Genomic DNA, 26,674 nt, shown 5'->3' on the forward strand with positions numbered 1-26,674 from the left:
TTAGCGAGGCTGCGATCGGGTGGGCGGCATTCCGATGCAGCCCCGAAAACCCTGACAACGCGGTGTACCTGACCTGCACGGTCGCCTGGGATGGCGCCTGCTGCGCAGGCGATCGCAGCCTCGCTGACGCTCGACAGCGGCTACAGGCATTCGCATCGACAGGTTCGGACCGTGCCCGTAGGAGCGAGGCTTGCCCGCGATCCAGGCGACGCGGTTTGTCTGCACAAACGCCATCGCGAGCAAGCTTCGCTCCTACAGATGTCGTGTTAACGCCTCGCATCTGTAGCCGCTGCCGAGCCCTGGCGAGGCTGCGATCGGGGCGTAGCCCCGTAAACCTGGCCACACGGTATGCGTGATGGATGGTGTTGCCTGGGTTGGCGCCTGCTTCGTCGGAATGCCGCCCAAGTCGATCGCAGCCTCGCTGGCGCTCGACAGCGGCTACACGGAAACAAAAACGCCCCCGGTCACCGCAAGCGGCCGGGGGCGTTTTGTTGTTGCCGGGGTTACGCCATGGCGGCGGCGAAGCTTTCGATGAACTCGGCGTTGTCGATGATCCGGTCATGGTCGGTATCGATCAGCACCGAGCGCACCACGCAGGACGGGGCGATGGCCTGGCGCATGCTCGCCTCGATCAGTTCCCGGTGCTGGCCGGCGCGGCTCAGGCCCGCCCACCAGCAACTGATCGGCGCCTTGAGCGGCTGGAAGTCGGCCTGCTCCATGCGCTGGGTCAGGACCCGGTCGACTTCCCAGGAAATCGCCGCCTCGTTGCCGCGCAGCAGCTCTTCCCTGATCTCGCAAAAAGCCTCGCCCAGGGTCTGTTCGGCCCAGGCGCAGAAGCGGCTCCACTGCTGGGCCTCGTCCGTCGTCGCGGCCTGGCTGGCCAGCCAGGCGTCGCGGATCGGCCCGGCGGACTCGCCGAACATCACCCCGAGCAAGGCCACCCGCCGTTCGTTGGCCGACACCTCGCGCTCGTCGCTGACCACCGCGGCGTCCCAGTAGCGGGTGAGCCAGGCCGGCGGCGCGGAGTCGATCCAGCCGACGAATTCCACTTCGCGGCCCGCCCGCTCCAGTCCATGGGCGACCTCGATCGCCAGGTTGCCGCCCAGGGACCAGCCGGCCAGGCGGAACGCACCGTGCGGCTGCGCTTGCAGCAATTGCCCGGTGTAGTCCTCGACCATCGCGGCCCAGGTCGGCACCTCGGCGCCCTCCTCGGCCAGGGCCCGGCAGATCACCCCCAGCACCGGCCGCTGCTCGCGCAGCGCCAGGGCCAGCGCCTTGTAGCAGTGCACCGAACCGTAGCTGGGGTGGAACAGGTACAGCGGCGTGCCCTCGGTCTGGCTGTTGAGCCTGACGATCAGCGAGCTGCGCGCCTTGCCCTCCAGGCAATTGACCTGGCCACGCACGGTCGGGTTGAGCATCAGCTGGCTGACCGACAGGCCGATGCCGCTGGCCTTGCGGATCCGTTCCTTGAGCATCAGCACCAGCAGCGAGTGCCCGCCGAGCTCGAAGAAGTTGTCGTTGAGGCCCACGCGCTCCACGCCCAGCACCTCGCTCCAGATCGCCGCGAGTTGCTGCTCCAGCTCGCTGTGCGGCGCCTCATAAGCCTGCGCGGCCTGGTGCGCCTCCGGCTTGGGCAGCGCCTTGCGGTCCAGCTTGCCGTTGGGGCTCAGCGGCATGCGCTCCAGCAGCACCCATTGCGCCGGCACCATGTAGTCCGGCAGCTGCGCCGCCAAGTGGCCGGCCAGGGTGTCGCGCCAGTTGTCCCGCGCGTCCTGCAGCACCAGGTAGCCCACCAGGTGCTGGTTTTCCACCGCCAGCACCGCCGCCTCGCGCACCAGGGCGTGTTCCAGCAGGCGCGCCTCGATCTCGCCCAGCTCGATGCGCAGGCCGCGCAGCTTGACCTGATGGTCGATCCGCCCGGCGTACTCGATCACCCCGTCGGCGCGGTAGCGGGCCAGGTCGCCGGTGCGGTACATACGCTCGCCGCCGAGGAACGGATGGGCGACGAAACGTTCGGCGCTCAGGGCCGGCCGCCGATGGTAACCACGAGCCAGGCCGACGCCGCCCAGGTACAGCTCACCGAGCACGCCCACCGGCACCGGTTCCAGGTTGGCGTCCAGCACATGGCAGCCCAGGTTGGCGATCGGCACCCCGATCGGCACCCCGTCGCGACCTTCGTCGACGCAGGTCCAGTGGGTCACGTCGATGGCCGCCTCGGTCGGGCCGTAGAGGTTATACAGCGCGGCCGCCGGCAGTTTGTCGAAGACCTGCTGCTGGGCGTCCACCGGCAGGGCCTCGCCGCTGCAGACGATGCGTTGCAGGCTGCGGCAGGCCGCCTCGCCCTGTGGCAGGGCCTGGAGGAAGGCTTGCAGCATCGACGGCACGAAGTGCAGCGTGCTGACTTGCTCGCGCTCGATCAGGCGCATCAGCCGCTCCGGATCGCGATGGTCCCCCGGCGCCGCCACCACCAGGCGCGCACCGGTCATCAGCGGCCAGAAGAACTCCCACACCGACACGTCGAAGCTGAACGGGGTCTTCTGCAAGACTGTGTCGCGGGCGTCCAGCCCATAGGCTTCCTGCATCCAGCACAGGCGGTTGGTCAGGGCCGCGTGGCGGTTGCCCGCGCCCTTGGGCTGCCCGGTGGAACCGGAGGTGTAGATCACGTAGGCCAGGTTCTCCCCGTCCAGCTGGATGCCCGGGTTGTGTTCGCCATAACCGTCGAGCCACTGCTCGCCCTGCTCCAGCACCAGGCTCTGCACACCCGCCGGTACCGGCAACTGCGCCTGCAAACGGGCCTGGGTCAGCAGCAGTTTCACGCCGCTGTCGTCGAGCATGTAGGCCAGGCGCTCGCGCGGGTATTCCGGGTCGAGCGGCACATAGGCGCCGCCGGCCTTGAGCACCGCCAGCAGGCCGACGACCATTTCGATGGACCGCTCCAGCGCCAGCCCCACCAGCACATCGGGACCGACACCGGCAGCGATCAGGCGATGGGCCAGGCGGTTGGCGCGACGGTTCAACTGGGCATAGCTCAGGCGCTCTTCGCCAAAGGCCAGCGCCAGAGCGGCCGGGCTACGCAGCACCTGCTCCTCGATCAATTGGTGCACGCCAAGGTGCAGCGGGTAATCGCGGGCCGTGGCGTTCCAGTCGTGGAGCATGCGTTGGCGCTGCGCGGCCGGCAGCGACGGCAGGTCCGCCAGGCGCTGCGGCGCCGGGCTGGCCAGGGCCAGCAGCAGTTGCCGGAAGTGCCCGGCCAGTTGCTCGATGTCCTCGGCGTCGAAGGCCAGGCGGTCGTAGTTGAACTCCAGGCCCAGGGTCTCGCCGATGGCCAGCAGCACCGTCAGCGGGTAGTGGGTCTGCTCCAGGCTGTCGATGCCGCCGAAGCGCAGGCCCGCGGGCGAGCCCTGCTCCAGCGCCTCGGACACCGGGTAGTTCTCGAACACCAGGATGCTGTCGAACAGCGCCTCGCCGCCCAGCCCGGCCCAGCGCTGGATCTCGAACAACGGCGTGTGTTCCTGCTCGCGCAGGCGAAGGTTCTGTTCCTGCAACTGGCGCAGCCATTCTTCCACCGCCATCAGCGGATCGGGCGTGGCCACCACCGGCAGGGTGTTGATGAACAGGCCGACCTGCTGCTCGATGCCCGGAAGCTCCGCCGGGCGCCCCGCCACCGTCGCGCCGAAGGCCACGGTGCGCTGGCCGGTGTAGCGTTGCAGCAGCAACAGCCAGGCGCTTTGCACCAGGGTATTGAGGGTCACCTTGCGGCCCTGGGCGAACGCCTTGAGGCGCTCGGTCTGCTCGTGGTCGAGGCTCAGGCGATGCGCGCCGTTGACCCGCGTGGCCGCGTCCCGGACCTGCCCGTCATGGCGGGCGCGGGCCAGCCGGGTCGGTTCTTGCAGGTCGGCCAGCTGGGCTTTCCAGAAGGTCTCGCTGAGTTCGCGGTCCTGCGCCTGCAGCCAGCCGATGTAATCGCGGTAACGCCCCAGCGGCGCGCGCGGCGGCTCGCCGGCGTAGTGTTGCAGCACCTCGCCGAACAGCTGCGAACCGCTCCAGCCGTCCATCAGGATGTGGTGGTTGGTGTAGATCAGGTGATGGCTGTCGGCGCCGGTGCGCACCACTTGCAGGCTCAGCAGCGGCGCCCGTTCGAGGACGAAGCCCTGGGTCCGGGCCGCTTCGGCCAGTTGCTCGAGCGCCTGGGCGCGGTCCGCGCGGTGCTGCCAGTCGTATTCCACCAGCGGCACCTTCCGCTGCTTGTAGACCACCTGCAGCGGCTGCTCCAGCTCCGCCTGCCAGAGGAAACCGCTGCGCAGGATGTCGTGGTGCTCCAGCGCCACCTGCCAGGCGGCCTCGAAGCGCGCGACATCCAGGCCCTGGACGTCGACCCGCATCTGGTTGATGTAGTCGCCCGACCCCTGGCCGTACAGGGACTGGAACAGCATGCCCTGCTGCATCGGCGACAGCGGATAGAGGTCCTCCACCTGTTGCAGCGGCAGGTCCAGGCCATCCAGTTGCGCCTGGCTCAAGCGCGCCAGCGGGAAGTCCGACGGCGTGGCGCCGCGGAGCTCGGGCTGGCAGCAATGCTCGATCAGCGCCTTGAGCTCCTCGGCGTAGTCGTCGGCCAGCTGTTGGATGGTCGCCTGGTCGAACATTTCCTGGCTGAAGCTCCAGTTCAGGTTCAACTCGCCGCCGTAGACCTGGCCGTTGATTTCCAGCCAGTTGCCCAGCGCGGCCTCGGGGCTCTGCTCGGCGCCGGCGAAATCGCCGGACGGCGCGAACAGCCCTTCCTCCTCGCCGCCGTCGAAGCTGGCGTCGAACTGGCCCAGGTAGTTGAAGGTGATGCGCGGCTTCGGCAATTGCCCCAGGGCCTGGCGAATCGCCGGGCTGCCCAGGTAACGCAGGGCGCCGAAACCCAGGCCCTTGTCGGGAATCGCGCGCAGTTGCTCCTTGATCGCCTTGAGCGAGCCGGCCAGGGTCGGCGCCGGCACCAGCTGCACCGGGTAGATGCTGGTGAACCAGCCCACGGTGCGGGTCAGGTCGATGTCGTCGAACAGCTCTTCGCGGCCGTGGCCTTCCAGGCGGATCAGGGTCGACGCATGGCCGCTCCAGCGGCCGATCACCCGCGCCAGGGCGGTCAGCAGCAGGTCGTTGATCTGGGTGCGATAGGCCGCCGGCGCCTCCTGCAACAGCTGGCGGGTGAACGCCTGGTCCAGGTGGGTGGTCACGCTCAGGGCGTGGCGGTTGCTCAGGCTGGCCTGCGGGTTGGCGCACGGCAGCTCGGCCGGCGCGTCCTGCAACTGCGCCTGCCACCAGGCCAGCTCATGCGCCAGGGCCTCGCCCTGGGCATAGCCTTGCAGGCGCCGGGCCCAGTCGCGGGTCGAGCTGGTCTTGGCCGGCAACGCCACGGCGACGCCCGCGGCCAACTGGCGGTAGGCGCTCTGCAAATCCTCCAGCAGGATGCGCCACGACACGCCGTCCACCACCAGGTGATGGATCACCAGCAGCAACCGCTGGGAGCCGTCCGCCAGTTCGGCGAGCACCGCGCGCAACAGTGGGCCGGCCGCCAGGTCCAGGCTGCGCTGGGCCTCTTCGCCGAGGGCGGCGAGTTCCTCGACGCCTTGCAGCGCGCTCTGCCACAGCACCTGCTCGGCCTGATGCCGTTCGGCCGGACGATAGCTCGCCTGCCAGCCCGCGCCGTCCGCCACGAACTGCGAACGCAGCGCGTCGTGCTGCACGATCAGGGCTTGCAGGGCCTGGGTGAGAAGGCCCGGGTCCAGGCGCTCATGGCTGCGCAGTACCACCGACTGGTTCCAGTGATGGCGCTCGGCGATCTCGTCCTCGAAGAACGCCTGCTGGATCGGCAGCAGCAACAGCTCGCCGCTCAGCGGCGCCTGGTCGATCGCCGGGCCGGCGTCGCCCTGGCGCGCGACCGCGGCCAGGCTGTGCACGGTCTGGTGCTGGAACAGGTCCTTGGGGGTGAAACGAATACCGGCCTGACGGGCGCGGCTGACCACCTGGATCGAGATGATCGAGTCGCCGCCCAGTTCGAAGAAGTTGTCGTTCAAGCCGACCTGCGGCAGGCGCAGGACCTCGGCCCAGATCGCCGCGATCTGCCGCTCCAGCTCGCTTTCGGGGGCCACGTATTCCTGTTGCAGCAGGCTGGCGTCCGGTTGCGGCAGGCCCTTGCGGTCGAGCTTGCCGTTCGGCGTCAGCGGCATCTGTTCGAGGAACATCAGGTGCGCCGGGACCATGTAGTCCGGCAGCCGCGCCTTCAGGGCCCGACGTAGATTCTCGCGGCACGTGGCCTGGGCCGAGGTGTCCGCCGCCACGCTCGGATCGAGCGCCACGATGTAGCCCACCAACTGCTTGCCGCTCGGCCCGTCCTGGGCCACCACCACCGCTTCGCGCACGCTGTCCTGCTCGCGCAGGCGCGCTTCGATCTCGCCCAGTTCGATACGGAAGCCGCGGACCTTGACCTGATGGTCGACCCGGCCGAGGTAATCCACCACGCCGTCCGGACGGCCACGGGTCAGGTCGCCGCTGCGGTAGGCACGGCTGCCCGGCTTGCCGAACGGATCGGGGACAAAACGTTCGGCGGTCATCGCCGGACGCTCCAGGTAACCGCGGGCCACGCCTTCGCCACCAAGGTACAGCTCACCGGCCACACCGATGGGTTGCAGGTTCAACTGCGCGTCCAGCACATAACCGCTGCGGTTGCCCAGCAGCTCACCAATCGGCGCATAGGCCGCGCCGCACGGATCGCCCTTGCGCGCTTTCCACAGCAGCGGCGTGACCACGGTTTCGGTCGGGCCATAGCCGTTGAACAGGTAGGTCGGGCGCAAGGCACGCCAGGCCAGGTCGTAGCTGGACTGCGCCACCGCGTCGCCGCCGAAGCAGTAGACCCGCACCGCCGGTGGGTTGCCGTCGCGTTCGGCGTGCTCGGCCAGCTGTTGCAGGTACACCGGCGGGAACACGCCGACGGTCACGCCATGGCGCTTCATTTGCGCGTAGGTGTATTCCGGCAGCCACAGGCTGTCGTCGCGGATCAGCACTCGCGCGCCGTTGATCAGCGGATGCATCCAGCCTTCGTGGGAACCGTCGAAGGCGAAGGACATGAAATGCAGCTCACAGTCCGCCGCCGTCATTTCATAACGCTCGCCGGTGGCGATGATATGCGCCACCAACGGCCCGTGAGACACCGCCACGCCCTTGGGCATGCCGGTGGAGCCGGAGGTGTAGATCACGTAGGCCAGGTTGTCGCCGTCCAGCTTCACGCTCGGCGCCGTGTCGTCCTGCCCTGCCCATTCTTCGGCACGGTCCACCGCCAGGCTGTCGAGCCCGTCCGGAATCGGCAGTTTGTGCTGCACGGCGCTATGGCTCAGCAGCAGCCTGGCGCGGCTGTCCTGCATCATGTACAGCAGGCGGTCGCGGGGGTATTCCACGTCCAGCGGCACATACACGCCACCGGCTTTCAGTACCGCGAGGAACGCCACCATGATTTCGGCGCTGCGCGGCATGGCGATGGCCACCCGTACTTCCGGGCCGACGCCACGGGCGATCAACGCCCGGGCCAGGCGGTTGGCGCGGCGCTCCAGCTCGCCGTAAGTCAGTTGTTCGTCGCCGAACAGCACCGCCACCGCCTGAGGGTTTTCCCGGGCGCGGTCGGCCACCAACTCATGCACCAGGCGCCGAGACGGGAAGCCGGAATCGGTGCGGTCCCACAGGGTCAGGATCTGCTGGCGCTCCTCGCGGTCCAGCAGGTCGACCTGGCCGATGCGCTGCTGCGGATCGGCGACCATCGCCTGCAACAGGTTCTGCCAGTGCCGCGCCATGCGTTCGATGGTCGAGGCCTCGAACAGGTCCAGGGCATAGCCCAGGGAGGCCCAGATGCCCTCCTCGGCTTCCTGGATATCCAGGTCCAGGTCGAAGTGCGCGGTGCGGCTGTCCCATTCCAGGCCCTCGACCCGCAGGCCGGGCAGCTGCTGCTCGGCGCGCCCGCCTCGGCCCTCGGTCTGGTGGTTGAACATCACCTGGAACAGCGGGTTGTGGCTCAGGCTGCGCTCCGGTTGCAGCGCCTCCACCAGTTGTTCGAACGGCAGGTCCTGATGGCTCTGCGCCTGCAACGCCCGCTGCTTGGTCTGTTGCAGCAACTGGGCGATGCTCATCTGCCCGTCGATCTCGGCCTTGAGCACCTGGGTGTTGACGAAGAAGCCGATCAGGCGCTCGGTCTCGACCCGGTTGCGGTTGGCGATCGGCACGCCGACGCGCACCTCTTCCTGGCCGCTGTAGCGGTGCAGCAGGGTCTGGAACGAGGCCAGCAACAGCATGAACATCGTCACGCCCTGTTGCTGGGCCAAGGCCTTGAGGCGCATCGCCAGCTGCGGGTCGAGGGCGATGCCCAGGCGCGCGCCGCGATGGCTCTGTACCGCCGGGCGCGGGTGATCGAACGGCAACTCCAGCACCGGCTGCTCGCCGCCCAACTGCTCGACCCAGTACGCCAGCTGGCGCTCGCGCTCGCCGGCGTCCATCCAGGCCCGCTGCCAGACCGCGTAGTCGGCGTACTGGATCGGCAAGGCCGGCAAGGCCAGCTCCCGGCCCTGGCTATAGGCCGCGTACAACTGCACCAGTTCGTCGACCATGATCTGCATCGACCAGCCATCGGAGACGATGTGGTGCTGCACCAGCACCAGCACATGCTCGTCCTGCGCCAGGCGCAGCAGCCGAACCCGCAACAGCGGCCCCTGCTCAAGATTGAACGGCTGGGCGATCTCGGCTTCCACCAGCGACTTGAGACGCGCCTCGTCGGCCTCGCCCTGCCGGAGCTCGACGCGGGCGGCGGCGCTAATCACCTGCAGCGTGCGCTGGCCGTCGTGGAGCAAGTGGGTGCGCAAGCTTTCATGGCGCGCCACCAGGGTGTCGAAGGCGCGTTGCAGGGCCGCCAGGTCCAGCCGGCCCTTCAGGCGCAGGGCGCTGGGGATATGGTAGGCGGCACTTTCAGGTTCGAGCTGCCAGAGGAACCACTGGCGCTCCTGGGCATAGGACAGGGCCAGCGGCTGCTGGCGATCCACCGACAGCATGGCCGGCGCCTGTCCGCCCTCGGCGGTGCCGGCCAAGGCACGGACGAAACCGTCGAGGCGCGGCTGCTCGAACAGGGTCCTGAGCGGTACTTCCAGGCCCAGGGCATGGCGCAGGCGCGACACCACCTGCATCGCCAGCAGGGAATGCCCGCCCAGCTCGAAGAAGTGCTCGCTGCGGCCGACGCGCTCGACGCCGAGGATATCCGCCCAGATGGCCGCCACCTGCTGCTCGACCTCGCCCTGCGGCGCCACCCAGGCCGCTTGCGCCTGGCTGGCGTCGGGCTTGGGCAGCGCCTGGCGGTCCAGCTTGCCGTTGGGGTTGAGCGGCAGACGGTCGAGGAACAGCAGGTGCGCCGGCACCATGTAGTCCGGCAGTTGCTCGCGCAACTGCGCCTTGAGCGCCTCGCCCAGGGCATGCCGCTCCTCGGCGGTGGCCAGCGACCGGGCCGCCACCACATAGCCGAACAACTGACCGTCGACGGCCAGTAGCACCGCTTCGCGCACGCTGGCCTGGGCCAGCAGCAGGGCCTCGATTTCCCCCAGTTCGATGCGGAAACCGCGGATCTTCACCTGATGGTCGACCCGGCCGACGTACTCGATCACCCCGTCGGCGCGGTAGCGCGCCAGGTCGCCGGTGCGGTACAGGCGCTCGCCGCGGCTGGAGAACGGATCGGCCACGAAGCGCTCGGCGGTCAGCGCCGGACGTTGCAGATAGGCCCGCGCCAGGCCGCTGGCGCTGCCGATATAGAGTTCGCCCACGGTGCCCAGCGGCGCCAGGTTGAGATCGCGGTCCAGCACATACAGGGCGCGCCCCGGCAGCGAGCGGCCGATGGGGCTGGCGGTGGCGCCCGTCACGTCGTGACCGGCGCTGCAATCGAGCACGCTGGAGACCACCGTGGCCTCGGTCGGGCCATAGGTATTGAGCAGGCGCACCTGCCCCAGGCCGGCGCGCTGCCATTGCGCGGGGCCGTCCAGCGGCATGGCTTCGCCGCCGATATGCACCTGCCGCAGGGCGCCGTAGGAACGCGGGCCGGCGGCCAGGCAATCGAGCAGGAACAGGTTCCAGTAGGCGGTCGGCAAGTCGGCCAGGGTGATGCCCTGGCGGATGATTTCCTGGTACAGCCGGGCGCTGTCCCACAGCTCCGGCCCGCGCAGCACCACACTGGCGCCCAGGGTCAGGGCCGGGTACAGCTGCTCGACGAAACCGTCGAAGTTCAGGGTGGCGAATTGCAGGACCCGGTCGTCGCGGGTCAATTGCGAATAGCCCGCGGCAATGCCGGCGAACTCGCCCAGGGCCTGGTGATCGATGGCCACGCCCTTGGGCTTGCCGGTGGAACCGGAGGTGTAGATCACATAGGCCAGGTTGTGCGGCTCGACCGTCAGCCCGGGGTTGTCCTCGGCGCACTGCGCCAGTGGCGCCGCGGCGCGGTCGAGTTCCAGCACCGCCAGCGTGTCCGGCAACGGCAGGCGCTGGCGCAGGTGGGACTGGGTCAGCACCAGGCGCACACCGCTGTCTTCGAGCATGTGCGCCAGGCGTTCGCGCGGGTATTGCGGGTCCAGCGGCACATAGGCGCCACCCACCTTGAGCACCGCCAGCAGGCTGACCACCATGGCGAAGGAGCGCTCCACGGCGATCCCCACCAGCACTTCCGGGCCCACGCCCTGGCCGATCAGGTAGTGCGCCAGGCGGTTGGCCTCACGGTTGAGCTCGGCGTAACTCATGCGCTGCTCGTCCAGCAGCAGCGCCACGGCCTCGGGCCGCTGCCCGGCCTGGGCCTCGAACCGCCGGTGCACCGGGCCTTGCGCCGCGACCTGCGCGCCGGCGTTCCAGTCGTGGAGCATCCGCTGCCGCTCGTCCGCGCCGAGCAGCGGCAAGGCGTCGAGCCGCTGCTGCGGGTTGTCCAGCATGCCGCGCAGCAAGCTCTGCCAGTGCTGCGCCAGGCGCGCCACGGTCGCGGCCTCGAACAGGTCAGTGGCGTAGGTCAGGGACGCCCAGAGGTCGTCGCCGGACTCCTGGGTATCCAGGCTCAGGTCGAAGTGGGTGGTGTGGCTGTCCCACTCCAGGCCTTCCACGCGCAAACCGGGCAACTGGTGCGCGGTACGTCCGCCGCGCTCTTCGGCCTGGTGGTTGAACATCACCTGGAACAGCGGGTTGTGGCTCAGGCTGCGTTCCGGTTGCAGCGCCTCCACCAGTTGCTCGAACGGCAGGTCCTGGTGCGCCTGGGCTTCCAGGGCGCGCTGCTTGACCTGTTGCAGCAGCTGGGCAACGGTGCTCCGCCCGTCGAGGTCGGCCTTGAGCACCTGGGTGTTGACGAAAAAGCCGATCAGGTGCTCGGTCTCCACCCGGTTGCGGTTGGCGATCGGCACGCCGACGCGGATGTCCGACTGGCCGCTGTAGCGGTACAGCAGGGCCTGGAACGAGGCCAGCAACAGCATGAACAGGGTCACCCCCTCACGCTGCGCCAGGCCTTTGAGGCCGGCCGCCAGGGCCGCCTCCAGCTTCAGGTCCAGGCGCGCGCCGCGCTGGCTCTGCACCGCCGGGCGCGGACGGTCCAGGGGCAACTCCAGCACCGGCTGCTCGCCGCCCAGCAGGGCTTGCCAGTAGTCCAGCTGGCGCGCCTTCTCCCCCGCCTCCATCCAGGCGCGCTGCCACAGCGCGTAGTCGGCGTACTGGATCGGCAGCGCCGGCAGCCGCGGTTCCTGGCCCTGGCTGTAAGCCGCGTACAACTGCACCAGCTCGGCCACCATCACCTGCATCGACCAGCCATCGGAGACGATGTGGTGCTGCACCAGCACCAGCACGTGTTCGTCCTCGCTCAGGCGCAGCAGCGTCACCCGCAGCAGCGGGCCCTGCTGCAAGTCGAACGGCCGGGCGATTTCCGCCTCTACCAGGGCCCGGAGCCGGGCCTCGTCGACGCTTTCGGCCGCGACCTGGACGATCTCGACCCGCGCCTCGGCGTCCACCACCTGCAACGTGCGCTCGGCCTCCTGTTGCAAGCGCGTGCGCAGGCTTTCATGGCGCGCCACCAGGGCATCGAAACTGCGCTGCAGGGCCGCAAGGTCCAGCTGGCCCTTCAGGCGCAGGGCGCTGGGGATGTGGTAGGTGACGCTGTCGGGCTCCAGCTGCCAGAGAAACCACTGGCGTTCCTGGGCGTAGGACAGCGGCAGGCTGTCGACCAGTTCGCGGGTCGGCGCGATCGGCAGTTGGGCAAAGCTCAGGCCGCGGCCTTGCAGGCGGGTGTAAAACAGCTTGCGTTGTTCCAGGGGCAGGCGAACGAAGCGAGACACCAGATCGATATTTTCAGTGGAAAGCATGGGTTCAAATCGCCTCAAGTTCGCTCATGAATTGTCTTAGGTCGTCAAAATCCTCTGCGCTGCCGGAGCGGCAAGCGCCGGCGGCCTGGGCATAGGCCTGCAGCGACTCGGTCTGGAACAGCGCAGCCAACGGCACTTCCAGGCCCAGCTCGGCCTGCACCCGCGAGGTGATCTGGGTCGCCAGCAGTGAATGCCCGCCCAGCTCGAAGAAGTGGTCGTTGCGGCCGACCCGCGGCAGGCGCAGGACCTCGGCCCAGATCGCCGCGATCTGCTGCTCCAGCTCGCTTTCGGGGGCCACGTATTCCTGTTGCAGCAGGCTGGCGTCCGGTTGCGGCAGGCCCTTGCGATCCAGCTTGCCGTTTGGCGTCAGCGGCATCTGCTCCAGGAACATCAGGTGCGCCGGGACCATGTAGTCCGGCAGCCGCGCCTTCAGTGCCCGGCGCAGGGTTTCGCGGCAGGCGGCCTGGGCCGAGGTGTCCGCCGCCACGCTCGGATCGAGCGCCACGATGTAGCCCACCAACTGCTTGCCGCTCGGCCCGTCCTGGGCCACCACCACCGCTTCGCGCACGCTGTCCTGCTCGCGCAGGCGCGCTTCGATTTCACCCAGCTCGATACGGAAACCGCGGACCTTGACCTGATGGTCGACCCGGCCGAGGTAATCCACCACGCCGTCCGGACGGCCACGGGTCAGGTCGCCGCTGCGGTAGGCGCGGCTGCCCGGTTTGCCGAACGGATCCGGCACAAAACGTTCGGCGGTCATCGCCGGACGCTCCAGGTAACCGCGGGCCACGCCCTCGCCACCGAGGTACAGCTCACCGGCCACGCCGATCGGTTGCAGGTTGAGTTGCGCATCCAGCACATAACCGCTGCGGTTGCCCAGCAGCTCGCCAATCGGCGCGTAGGCCGCCCCGCACGGATCGCCCTTGCGCGCCTTCCACAACAGCGGCGTAACCACGGTTTCCGTCGGGCCATAGCCGTTGAACAGGTAGGTCGGGCGCAAGGCACGCCAGGCCAGGTCATAGCTGGACTGCGCCACCGCGTCGCCGCCGAAGCAGTAGACCCGCACCGCCGGTGGGTTGCCGTCGCGTTCGGCATGTTCGGCCAGTTGTTGCAGGTACACCGGTGGGAACACGCCCACAGTCACACCGTGGCGCTTCATCTGCGCGTAGGTGTATTCCGGCAGCCACAGGCTGTCGTCGCGGATCAGTACCCGCGCGCCATTGATCAGCGGATGCATCCAGCCTTCGTGGGAGCCGTCGAAGGCGAAGGACATAAAGTGCAGTTCGCAATCCGCCGGGCTCATTTCATAACGCTCGCCGGTGGCGATGATATGTGCCACCAACGGCCCGTGAGACACCGCCACACCCTTGGGCATGCCGGTGGAGCCGGAGGTGTAGATCACGTAGGCCAGGTTATCGCCATCCAGTGCCACTTCTGGGGCGGTATCGCTGTAATCGGCCCACTCCTCGGTACGGTCCACCGCCAAAGTGCTCAAGCCTTCGGCAATCGGCAGTTGCTGCAACACCGCGCTATGGCTCAGCAGCAGCCTGGCGCGGCTGTCCTGCATCATGTACAGCAGGCGATCCCGTGGGTACTCCACATCCAGCGGCACATACACGCCACCGGCTTTCAGCACCGCCAGGAACGCCACCATGATCTCGGCGCTGCGCGGCATGGCGATCGCCACCCGCACTTCCGGGCCGACGCCACGGGCGATCAGCGCGCGGGCCAGGCGATTGGCACTGCTTTCCAGCTCACCGTAGGTCAGTTGCTGCTCGCCAAAGATCACCGCCACCGCCTCGGGAGTTTCCCGGGCGCGGTCGGCCACCAGTTCATGCACCAGGCGCTGGGCCGGGAAGCCGGAATCGGTGCGGTCCCACAGGTCGAGGATCTGCTGCTGTTCCTCGGCATCGAGCAGCACCACCTGGCCGATGCTCTGCCGACGGTCGGCGACCATCGCCCGCAGCAGGTTCTGCCAATGCCGCGCCATGCGCTCGATGGTCGCTGCCTCGAACAGGTCGGTGGCGTAGCTCAGGGACGCGCGCAGCTCGGCCGGTGCCTCCTCGATATCCAGGGCCAGGTCGAACTGGGCCACGCCTTCGTCCCAGGTCACCACGTCGATGTCCAGTTGCGGCACTGCGCGCCATTGGCTGTCGGCCAGGGTCACGCGATGGTTGAACAGCACCTGGAACAACGGGCTCAGGCTCAGGCTGCGCTCCGGTTGCAGCGCCTCCACCAGTTGCTCGAACGGCAGGTCCTGGTGCGCCTGGGCTTCCAGGGCGCGTTGCTTGACCTGTTGCAGCAGCTGGGCAACGGTGGTCTGCCCGTCGATTTCGGCCTTGAGCACCTGGGTGTTGACGAAGAAGCCAATCAGGCGCTCGGTCTCGACCCGGTTGCGGTTGGCGATCGGCACGCCGACGCGGATATCTTCCTGGCCGCTGTAGCGGTGCAACAGCGCCTGGAACGAGGCCAGCAACAGCATGAACAGGGTCACGCCTTCCGCCTGCGCCAGGGCCTGCAGTCCCGCCAGCAGCGACGTGTCCAGGGTCAGGTCGAGGCGTGCGCCACGGTGGCTCGGCAGCGCCGGGCGCGGGTGATCGAACGGCAACTCCAGCACCGGCTGCGCGCCGCCCAACTGTTTCAGCCAGTAGTCCAGCTGGCGCTGTTTCTCGCCGGCTTCCATCCACTGGCGCTGCCAGACCGCGTAGTCGGCGTACTGGATCGGCAAGGCCGGCAACACCGGGTCCTGGCCCTGGCTGTAGGCGCCATACAGGCGCACCAGTTCTTCGACCATCACCTGCATCGACCAGCCATCGGAGACGATGTGGTGCTGCACCAGCACCAGCACATGCTCGTCCTCGCTCAGGCGCAGCAGGGTCACCCGCAGCAGCGGGCCCTGCTGCAAGTCGAACGGCCGGGAAATCTCGGCCACCACCCGGGCCTGGAGGCTGGCCTCGTCGGTGCTTGCCAGGGCGATCTCCAGGCTCGCCCGGGGGCGGATCACCTGGACGATGCGCTCGCCGTCCTGATGCAGATGGGTGCGCAGGCTTTCATGGCGCGCCACCAGGGCGTCGAAGCTGCGTTGCAGGGCCGAGAGGTCCAGCCGGCCCTTCAGGCGCAGGGCGCTGGGAATGTGATAGGCGGCGCTTTGCGGGTCCAGCCGCCAGAGGAACCACTGGCGCTCCTGGGCGTAGGACAGCGGCAACGGCAGCGCGCGGTCGGCCTGGAAAATCGCCGACACTTCGCTGGCCGCATCACCCAGCGCCTGGACGAAATCGCCCAGCACCGGGTGCTCGAACAGCGCCTTGAGCGCCACCTCGAGGCCCAGCGCCTGGCGCACCCGCGACACCACGCGGGTGGCCAGCAGCGAATGGCCGCCAAGTTCGAAGAAATGGTCTTCCAGGCCGACCTGGGCGATTTCCAGCACCTCGGCCCAGATCGCCGCCACCTGCTGCTCCCGGGCGCTGACCGGCGCCACGTGGCGTTTGCGCAACAAGCTGGCGTCCGGCTTGGGCAGGGCCTTGCGGTCCAGCTTGCCGTTCGGGGTCAGCGGCATGCGTTCCAGGAACAACAGGTAGGCCGGGACCATGTAGTCCGGCAGCGTCTCGCGCAACGCCGCCTTGAGCCGCTCGCGCAGGCCGGCTTGCTGCGCATCCGCGAGCGGCTCGTGGGTCACCAGGTAGGCGATCAGGCGGTCGTTCTCGGCCAGCACCGCGGCCTCGCGCACCTCGGCCTGCTCGCGCAGGGCGCTTTCGATTTCCCCCAGCTCGATGCGGAAACCGCGCACCTTGACCTGATGGTCGACCCGGCCGATGTACTCGACCACGCCGTCGGCGCGGTAACGCGCCAGGTCGCCGGTGCGGTACAGGCGCTCGCCACTGCTGGAGAACGGATCCGGCACGAAGCGTTCGGCGGTCAGCGCCGCCCGGCCGTGATAACCGCGGGCCAGGCCGACGCCGCCGATCAGCAGTTCGCCGGCGGCGCCCGGCGGGCACGGCGCCAGGTCGGCGCTGAGGATAAATAGCCCGGTGTTGGCGATGGGCCGGCCGACAAAAGGCCGGGCGTCGGACAAGCGATGGGCGGCCGACCAGATGGTGGTCTCGGTCGGGCCGTAGAGGTTCCACACCCTGCCTTGCAGGTCGAGCAGGCGCTGGGCCAGGTCGCCCGGCAGCGCTTCGCCGCCGCACAGGCAGGTGACGCCGCGCAGCGCGTCACGCCGCTCGCTGTCGAGCAGCATGCGCCAGGTCGCCGGCGTGGCCTGGACCACGCTGGCCCCGTGGGCCTGCGCCAGGTCGAGGATCGCCTGCGGGTCCTGCGCCAGCGCCTGGTCGCCGAGGATCACCGTGGCGCCCACCGTCAGCGGCACGTACAGCTCCAGGGCGAAAATATCGAAGGAGAAGGTGGTCAGCGACAGCATCCGCGCATCGGCAGCGATCTCCAGGGTGCCGGCCATGCCGCTGGCGAAACTGCTCAGCGCCTGGTGGCGGACCATCACCCCCTTGGGCTTGCCGGTGGAACCGGAGGTGTAGATCACATAGGCCAGGTGCTCCGGCGCCAGCGCCACACACGGGTTGTCGGCGCTGAACACGGCGTCGACCGCCGGCTCGTCCACCAGCAGCACCCGCGGGCCGCTCGGCAGGTGCAGGCGAGCGCGCAGGTGCGACTGGGTCAGCACCACCCGGGCGCGGCTGTCTTCGAGCATGAAGGCCAGGCGCTCGGCCGGGTATTGCGGGTCGAGCGGCACATAGGCGCCGCCGGCCTTGAGGGTCGCCAACAGGCCGACCACCATCGCCACCGAGCGCTCCAGCGCCACGGCCACCAGCACGTCCGGGCCGACCCCGGCGTCCAGCAGGCGATGGGCCAGGCGGTTGGCGCGGCGGTTCAGTTCGGCATAGGTCAGCGCTTCGCCGTTGCACCGCAGGGCAATCGCCTCGGGCCGGGCCAGCGCCTGGGCCTCGAACACCTGGTGCACGCCCTGCTCCCGCGGGTAGGCGGTGGCCGTGGCGTTCCAGTCCTGGAGCAGCTGCCGGCGTTGCGCGGCACTGAGCAACGCCAGGTCATCCAGGCGCGCCGAGGCCTGGCCGACCACGGCCCGCAGCAGGTTCTGCCAGTGGTGCAGCAAGCGTTCGGCGGTAGCCTCGTCGAACAGGTCGGTGGCGTAGGTCAGCGAGGCCCACAGGCCCTCGGCGGTTTCCTGGGTGTCCAGGTTGAGGTCGAACTGCGCGGTGTGGCTGCTCCATGCCAGGCCGTGCAGCGCCAGGCCGGGCAACTGCCGGGCGTCATGCGCCTGGCTCTGATGGTTGAACATCACCTGGAACAGCGGGTTGTGGCTCAGGCTGCGTTCCGGTTGCAGCGCCTCCACCAGTTGCTCGAACGGCAAGTCCTGATGGGCCTGGGCCTCCAGGGCGCGTTGCCTGACCTGTTGCAGCAGTCCGGCAAAGGTCGTCTGCGGCTCGATATCGGCCTTGAGCACCTGGGTGTTTACGAAGAAGCCGAGCAGGCGTTCGGTCTCCACCCGGTTGCGGTTGGCGATCGGCACGCCGACGCGGATGTCCGACTGGCCGCTGTAGCGGTACAGCAGGGTCTGGAACGAGGCCAGCAACAGCATGAACAGGGTCACCCCGTGCTGCTGCGCGAGGTCCTTGAGCTCAGCCGCCAGCGCCGGGTCCAGGGTCAGGTCCAGGCGCGCGCCGCGGTAGCTTTGCAACGCCGGGCGCGGACGGTCCAGGGGCAGTTCCAGCACCGGTTGCTCACCGCCCAGCAGGCCTTGCCAGTAGTCCAGCTGGCGCGCCTTTTCGCCCGCCTCCATCCACTGGCGCTGCCACTGCGCGTAGTCGGCGTACTGGATCGGCAAGGCCGGCAATGCCGGGTCCTGGCCCTGGCTATAGGCCGCGTACAGCTGCACCAGCTCGTCGACCATGATCCGCATCGACCAGCCATCGGAGACGATGTGGTGCTGCACCAGCACCAGCACATGCTCCTCCGCGCTCAATTGCAGCAGCGTGACCCGCAACAGCGGCCCCTGCTCCAGGTCGAACGGACGGGCGATAGCCTCGTCCACCAGGCTTTCCAGACGGGCCTCGTCGGCCTCGCCCAGGAGCAGCTCGAACGGGCCGGCGGCCTCGATCACCTGCCAGGTCTGCTCGCCGTCCTGCCACAGGCGGGTGCGCAGGCTTTCATGGCGCGCCACCAGGGTATCGAAGCTGCGTTGCAGGGCCTCAAGGTCCAGCTGGCCCTTCAGGCGCAGGACGCCCGGCACGTGGTAGGCGGCACTTGCGGGATCGAGCTGCCAGAGGAACCACTGGCGTTCCTGGGCATAGGACAGGGCCAGCGGCCGGCCCCGTTGCAGGGCCTGCATCGGCGGCGTGCCGCTGCCCTGCACTGTGCTGCAGGCGGCGGCGAACGCGCCCAGGGTCGGCTGTTCGAACAGGCTGCGCAGCGGTACTTCCAGGTGCAGTTCGTGACGCACCCGGGAGATCACCTGGGTGGCCAGCAGCGAATGCCCGCCACGCTCGAAGAAGTGGTCGTCCAGGCCAATCGGCGCGCTCTGCAACACCGCTTCCCAGATCGTCGCGAGCTGGCGCTGCAACTCGGTCTGCGGCGCGACAAAGGCCTGGTCGCGCGGGGCCAGTTCGGGCTTGGGCAGCGCCTTGCGGTCGAGCTTGCCGTTGCTGTTCAACGGCAGGCGCTCGAGCAGCAGCACATGGCTGGGCAGCATGTAATCCGGCAACGAGCGGGCCAGGGCCGCGCGCAGCCCCTCGCGGTAGGCCGCCTGCAACGCCGGGGTGGCCTGGGCCGGGTCGCTGGCGACCACATAGGCCACCAGTTGCGCGCCCGCCGCGCCCTCCTGGGCGATCACCGCCGCTTCGCGCACCTGTTCCAGGGCTTGCAGGCAGGCTTCGATCTCGCCCATTTCGATACGGAAACCACGGATCTTCACCTGGTGGTCGATCCGCCCGACGTACTCCAGGTCCGCGCCGTGGTAGCGCGCCAGGTCGCCGCTGCGGTACAGCCGGGCACCCGGTTCGGCGGCGAACGGATCGGGCAGGAAACGCTCGGCGGTGAGCGCCGGCCGATCGAAATAACCCTGCGCCAGGCCGGCCCCGGCGCCGATGCACAGCTCGCCCACGCCACCGCCCGGCAGCAGCTGGCCGGCGCTGTCCAGCACATACAGCGCGCGGCCGTCGATGGCGCGGCCGATCGGCACGCCAAAGGCGTCGCTGGCGTCTTCCAGGCGGCATTCGTGCACGCTGGAGACCACCGTGGCCTCGGTCGGGCCATAGGTATTGAGCAGGCGCACATGGCCCAGGCCGGCCTCGTGCCACAGGCGCAGGCCTTCCACCGACATGGCCTCGCCGCCCACGTGGACCTGGCGCAGGCGCCCCAGGGAACGCGTGGCGTCGATCGCACATTCGCGGGCCAGCAGATACCAGTAGGCGGCCGGCAAGTCGGCCAGGGTCACCCCGTGGCGCACCACCTCGTCCGCCAGCTGGCCGACGTCCCACGGCTCGTCGCCGCGCATCACCAGCGCCGCACCGACACACAGCGGCGGATAGCACTGCTCGACGAAGCCGTCGAAGCTCACGGTGGCGAATTGCAGGACGCGATCGTCGGCCGTCAACTGCGAATACGCGGCGGCGCCCTGGCAGAACTCGCCCAGGGCCCGGTGATCGATGGCCACGCCCTTGGGCTGGCCGGTGGAACCGGAGGTGTAGATCACATACGCCAGGTCGCTGGCGGTGGCGCGGTTCTGCGGGTCGCTGTCGGCGTAGGCCGCCAGTTCGAGGTGCAGGTCGCCCAGGTCCAGGCGCGGCAGCGAACCCGGCAGCGCCAGGTCCGGCAGCAGCCCGGTGGCGCACAGCAGCAGGTCGAGGCGGCTGTCCTCGATCATGTAGGCCAGGCGCTCGGCCGGGTATTTCGGGTCCAGCGGCACGTAGGCCGCGCCGCTCTTGAGCACCGCCAGCAGGCTGACGATCAGTTGCGGGCCGCGGCCCATGGCCAGGCCGACGCGCTGGCCGGGCGCCACGCCCTGCTCCAGCAAGCGATGCGCCAGGCGGTTGGCCAGGGCGTTCAGCTGGCCGTAGCTCAGGCGTTGCTCGCCGGCTTGCAGCGCCAGCGCCTCGGGCGTGGCGGCGGCCTGGGCGGCGAAACGCTGGTGCACCAGTTGCCGGTCCGCAGGCGCTTCGCTGCGCAGGGCCGGCAGCGCTGGCCGGCTGACGGCGAGGAGCGCCGCCGCGTCGGCGTCGTCCAGCAGGCGCAGCTCGCCCAGCGGCGCCTGCGGCTGGGCGACCATCTGCGCCAGCAGGTGCACGAGGTCGGCACTCAGGCGCTCGACCTGGGCGCGATCGAAGCGCGCCAGGTCGTAGCTGAATTCCAGGCGCAGCCCGGTGCCGAGTTCGATGCCCAGGGTCAGCGGGTAGTGGGTGCGCTCGTGGTTGTGCAGCGCACCGAAGCTCAAGCCGGCCGGCGCGCCGCCCTTGAGGGCCTCGGCCACCGGGAAGTTCTCGAACACCAGCAGGCTGTCGAACAGCGCCGTGCCCTGCTGCCCGGCCCAGCCCTGGATGTCGTACAGCGGCACGTGTTCGTACTCGCGCATGCTCAGGTTGAGTGCTTGCAGCGCCACCAGCCACTGCGCCAGCGGCTGGTCCGGCGCCGGCGCGCAGACCAGCGGCAGGGTGTTGATAAACAGCCCCAGTTGCTGCTCGATGCCCGGCACGGCCGCCGAACGCCCGGACACGGTGGCGCCGAAGGCCACGCCATCCTGGCCGGTATAGCGTTGCAGCAGCAGGCCCCAGGCGGCCTGGACCAGGGTGTTGAGGGTGACCTTGTGCTGGCGGGCGAAGTCCGCCAGGCCCTGGGTCGCCGCGGCGTCCAGGGCCGTATGGTGCTCGGCGCTGCCGCTGCCAGCCACCGGCGGGCGCAGGGCCTCGGCCAGCAGGGTCGGGGTTTGCAACGGCGCCAGGGCAGCCTTCCAGAACTGCTCGCCGGCAGCGCTCGACTGCTGCTGCAACCAGCCCAGGTAATCACGGTATTTACTCAAGGGCTTGCTCAAAGGCTGGCCCGGCGCCTGCCCGGCATAGTCCTGCAGCACTTCGGCCAGCAGCTGCGCGTTGCTCCAGCCGTCCATGAGGATGTGGTGGCTGGTGTAGATCAGGTGCCAGGCCGCGTCGCCACGGCGCACCAGGTGCAGGCGCAGCAGCGGCGCGGTGCCCAGCTCGAAACCGCGCTCGCGCTCGGCGCGGGCCAGGCCGTCGAGGTCGGCGTCGCGGTCGTCGATCACCTGCAGTTGCAGGTCGACCTGGCGATGCACCAGCTGGTGCGCGACCGCCAGCCCCAGCCAGTGGAAGCTGCTGCGCAGGATCGCGTGGCGGTTCAGCGCCGCTTGCCAGGCGCGCCCGAAGGCCTGGAGGTCCAGGTCGCCCTGGATGTCCAGGCGCAGCTGGTTGATATAGGCCTCGGCCTGGGGTTCGTACAGGGTGTGGAACAGCATGCCCTGCTGCATCGGCGACAGCGGGTAGAGATCCTCGATGGCGCCGCTGTCCGGCACCAGGGCGTCCAGCTGCGCCTGGTCGAGGCGTGCCAGCGGGAAGTCCGACGGCGTGGCCTGGCCGGCCGGCGCCGCGCAGCAATGTGCGATCAATGCCTTGAGTTCGGCGACATAGGCGTCGGCCAGGCGCTGCACGGTGGCGTCGGCGAACATCTCGCGGCTGAAGCCCCACTGCAACGCCAGTTCACCGCCGTAGACCTGCCCTTCCAGGGTCAGCCAGTTGGCCAGCGGCGCTTCGGGGTCCTGGGCCCGACCGCTGCTTTCCACGGCCGGCGCCCACAGGGCCGCGTCGTCGAACTGGCGGTCGAACTGCCCCAGGTAGTTGAAGGTGATGCGCGGCGCCGGCAGCGCCTGCAACAGCTCGCGGCCGCCCGGCTCGCCCAGGTAGCGCAACAGGCCGTAGCCCAGGCCCTTGTCCGGCACGCCACGCAGTTGTTCCTTGATCGCCTTGATCGCCTGCGGCCACTCGGCGTGGGGTTGCAGGCGCACCGGGAACAGGCTGGTGAACCAGCCGATCGTGCGGCTCAGGTCGAGGTCGGCGGCCAGCTCTTCGCGGCCATGGCCTTCGAGCTGGATCAGTGCCGCTTGCTGCCCGCTCCAGCGGCACAGCACCCGTGCCAGCGCGGTCAGCAGCAGGTCGTTGACCTGGGTGCGATAGGCCGCCGGCGCGCTTTGCAGCAGTTGCCGGGTCAGCTCGCGGTCCAGCCGCGATTCGATCTTGCGTTCCAGGCGGTTGTGCAGGCCGCCCTGGGGGTTGTCGCACGGCAGGTCGAGCCCGCCCTGCTGCTGCGCCTGCCAGTACGGCAGTTGCCCGGCCAACTGGCCGGCCTGGGCCTGCAATTGCGCCGCCCAGGCCTGGTAGGCGCTGGTCTTGGCCGGCAACGCCGGGGCCTGGCCCGCCGCCAATTGCTCGTAGGCGCGCTGCAGGTCTTCGAGCAGGATGCGCCAGGACACGCCGTCCACCACCAGGTGATGGATCGCCAGCAACAGGCGCTGGCTGCCGTCGGCCAGTTCCACCAGCACGGCGCGCAACAGCGGTCCGTTTTCCAGGTCCAGGCTGCGCTGGGCCTCGTCGCAGAGGGCGGCCAGGGTCTCGCCGTTTTCCGCCTGGCACTGCCACAGGCCGCTCTCTTGGAGCGGTGCCGCGTGTTTTTGCTGCCAGCCGGCGGCGCCCTGCACAAACCGCAGGCGCAAGGCATCGTGATGATTGAGCACCGCCGTCAGCGCGCCTTCCAGCCACGGCGCTTGCAGCGCCTGGCGCGGGGTCAGCAGCAGCGACTGGTTCCAGTGGCCGCGTTCGGCGATCGCCTGCTCGAAGAAATACTGCTGGGCCGGGGTCAGGATCGCCTCGCCGCTGACCGGCCCCTGGTCGATGGCGCCCTGGCTCTCGAACACCGCCGCCAGCGCCAGGCTGCGCACGGTCTGGTACTGGAACAGGTCCCGCGGGCTCAGGCGGATGCCCGCCTGACGGGCCCGGCTAACCACCTGGATGGAGATGATCGAATCGCCGCCCAGCTCGAAGAAGTTGTCTTCCAGGCCCACCTGCTCCAGCCCCAGGACCTCGCCCCAGATCGCCGCCAGGGCTTTCTGCATGGCGTCTTCGGGGGCCACGAAGGCCTGCTGCGCGGCCGCCTCGGGCAGCGGCAGCGCCTTGCGGTCGAGCTTGCCGTTGGCGGTGACCGGCAGCTTCGCCAAGGGCATCAGGTAGGTCGGCACCATGTATTCCGGCAGGCTGCCCAGCAGCCAGGCCTTGAGTGGCTGCTGCCAGTCGGCCGCCGGCTCGGCGTCTTCCAGCACCAGGTAGCCCACCAGGTGCTTGCCGCCCTGCACCAGCACCACCGCCTCGCGCACCAGCGGGTGCTGCTGCAGGCGGGTCTCGATCTCGCCCAGTTCGATGCGCAGCCCGCGCAGCTTGACCTGGTGATCGAGGCGCCCGAGGTATTCGATCACCCCGTCGGCGCGCTGGCGCACCCGGTCGCCGGTGCGATACAGGCGCGCACCGGCCTCGAACGGGCTGGTGACAAACCGCTCGGCGGTCAGGCCCGGGCGACGATGGTAACTGCGCGCCAGGCCGGCGCCGCCCAGGTACAGCTCGCCGGCCACACCGGCCGGCACCGGCGACAGCTCGGCGTCCAGCACATAGGTGCGCAGGTTGGCGATCGGCCGGCCGATGGGCACGCTCTGTGCGCCCTCGTCGACACAGGTCCAGTGAGTCACGTCGATGGCCGCTTCCGTCGGGCCGTAGAGGTTGTACAGGCCGGCTTGGGGCAGCTTGGCGAACACCTGCTGCTGGGCATCCAGGGGCAAGGCCTCGCCGCTGCAGACGATGCGCTTGAGGCAGGTGCAGGCCTGCACGCCCGGCTCATGGATGAACGCCTGGAGCATCGACGGCACGAAGTGCAAGGTGCTGATGCGGTGTTGGACGATGGTGTCGATCAGCCGCGCCGGCTCGCGATGCGCCCCCGGCGCGGCCACCACCAGGCGCGCGCCGGCGAGCAGCGGCCAGAAGAATTCCCAGACCGACACGTCGAAGCTGAACGGGGTCTTTTGCAGCACCGAATCACTGGCGTCCAGGCCATAGGCCTGCTGCATCCAGCACAGGCGGTTGACCAGCGCGGCATGGCTGTTGCCGGCGCCCTTGGGCTTGCCGGTGGAGCCGGAGGTGTAGATCACGTAGGCCAGGTTCTGCGGCTGGGCGCTCGGCACCAGCGGCGCTTCGCTGTAGCCATCCAGCCAGTCCTGTTCCTGATCGAGAACCAGGGTCTTGACCGCGTCGCCCGGCAGCAGCGGCAGCAACGCGCTTTGCGTCAGCAGCAGGCCGATGCCGCTGTCCTCGATCATGTAGGCCAGGCGCTCCAGCGGGTATTCCGGATCCAGCGGCACATAGGCGCCGCCGGCCTTGAGGATCGCCAGCAGGCCGACCACCATTTCGATCGAGCGCTCGACACAGATGCCCACCAGCACATCCGGGCCCACGCCCTGCTCGCGCAGCAGGCGCGCCAGCTGGTTGGCGCGGGCATCGAGCCGGGCGTAGCTCAGTTCCTGCTCGGCGAACACCAGGGCCGGCGCGTGTGGGGCGCGTTGCACCTGCTCTTCGATCAATTGATGAATGCAGCGCTCGACCGGGTAGCGGGCCTCGGTCCGGTTCCACTCCTCGACTAACTGCTGGCGCTCGGCGGCGGCCAGCATCGGCAGCTCGCCGATCCGCTGGGTGCTGTCGGCAACCATCGCCTGCAACAGGCGGGTCCAGTGCTGCGCCATGCGCTCGATGGTGGCGGCGTCGAACAGGTCGTTGGCATAAGTCAGCGCGGCCTGCAGCCGGCCGGACTTCTCGAAGGTGTCCAGGGTCAGGTCGAACTGGGTGGTGCGGCTCTGCCATTCCACCAGGCCCAGCTCCAGGCCCGAGGCGGTGCTGACCGCGGCGATATCGGCGACCTGCGGCTGGTGGTTGTACATCACCTGGAACAGCGGCGTGTGGCTCAGGCTGCGCTCCAGCTTGAGGGCTTCCACCAGTTGCTCGAACGGCAGGTCCTGGTGGGCCTGGGCGCCGAGGGCGGCTTCCTTGACCTGTTGCAGCAGCGCGTCGACCCGGGTCTGGCCGTCCAGCCGGGTGCGCAGCACCTGGGTGTTGACGAAGAAGCCGATCAGCCCTTCGACTTCCGCACGGTTGCGGTTGGCGATCGGCACGCCGACGCGGAGGTCGCCCTGCCCGGTGTAGCGGTGCAGCAGCACGTTGAAGGCACCGAGCAGCAGCATGAACAGGGTCACGTTGTGCTGCCGGGCGCAGGCGCGCAGTTGCTCGGCCAGCGCCGGCTCGATGGCGAAGTCGTAGCGGGTGCCGCGATGGCTGGGCATGGCCGGGCGCGGATGATCGGTGGGCAGCTCCAGCACCGGGTGTTCGTCCCCCAGCTGCGCCTGCCAGTACTCCAGCTGCCGCGCCTGCTCACCGGCTTCCAGCCAGCGGCGCTGCCACAGGGCGTAGTCGCTGTACTGGATCGGCAGCGCCGGCAACTGCGGCGTTTGCTGCTGTTCATGGGCGTCGTAGCAGCGCACGAACTCGTCGATCAGCACGTTCATCGACCAACCGTCGGAAACGATGTGGTGCAGGGTCAGCAGCAGCACATGTTCCTCGGCCGCCAGTTTCAGCAGCGTGACCCGCAGCAGCGGGCCCGTCCCGAGATCGAACGGCAGCAGCGACTGGCGCTGGGCCTCGGCGGCCACCGCCTGTTCGCGCGCGTCCGGCGCCAGGGCGCTCAGGTCCTGCACCTGGACGGGCACCGCGACCTCGACCGCCACCTGCTCCAGGCGCTCGTCGGGGTGGCGCTTGAACACAGTGCGCAGGGTTTCGTGGCGTGCCACCAGGCTGGCGAACGCCTGCTCCAGGGCCGTCAGGTTCAGGGCACCGCGCAAGCGCACCGCGCCCGGCAGGTTATAGGCGCCGCTGTGCGGGTCCATCTGCCAGAGGAACCACATGCGGCGCTGGGCATAGGACAGCGCCTGGCGGTCGTCGGCGGCGATCCCGGCCGGAATCGGAAACAACGAAAAGTCGATGTTTTCCGCCCGCAGACCATCGAGGAACAACCGCCGTTTTTCCAGCGGCAGCTCGATAAATCGACTGGCGAGTTTCAGGGACTTTTCAGCATTCATCTGGCTTCATCCGTAGCTGTGGGGTATCGAGCAAAGGCTCGGCTATCCCTACGGAACGGATGGGCCAGGGGAAAAATTAACCGCCGCCGGACACGCG

2 protein-coding genes are annotated in these 26,674 nt (G+C 69.1%); both read right to left on the reverse strand.

What is annotated here, in order from left to right; all coding sequences use genetic code 11:
• Positions 1-503 precede the first annotated feature (503 nt).
• A complete protein-coding gene (locus tag TO66_RS21460; RefSeq protein WP_044464158.1) occupies positions 504-12,383 on the reverse strand; it encodes a non-ribosomal peptide synthase/polyketide synthase in 11,880 nt (3,959 codons plus the stop codon).
• A gap of 4 nt (positions 12,384-12,387) precedes the next feature.
• Complete coding sequence (locus tag TO66_RS21465; protein WP_044464159.1) at positions 12,388-26,577, reverse strand: non-ribosomal peptide synthase/polyketide synthase; 14,190 nt, start codon at positions 26,575-26,577, stop codon at positions 12,388-12,390.
• Between the last annotated feature and the right edge of the window lie 97 nt (positions 26,578-26,674).

Origin of the sequence: Pseudomonas sp. MRSN 12121 (assembly GCF_000931465.1) — a bacterium.
Classification (GTDB): Bacteria; Pseudomonadota; Gammaproteobacteria; order Pseudomonadales; family Pseudomonadaceae; genus Aquipseudomonas.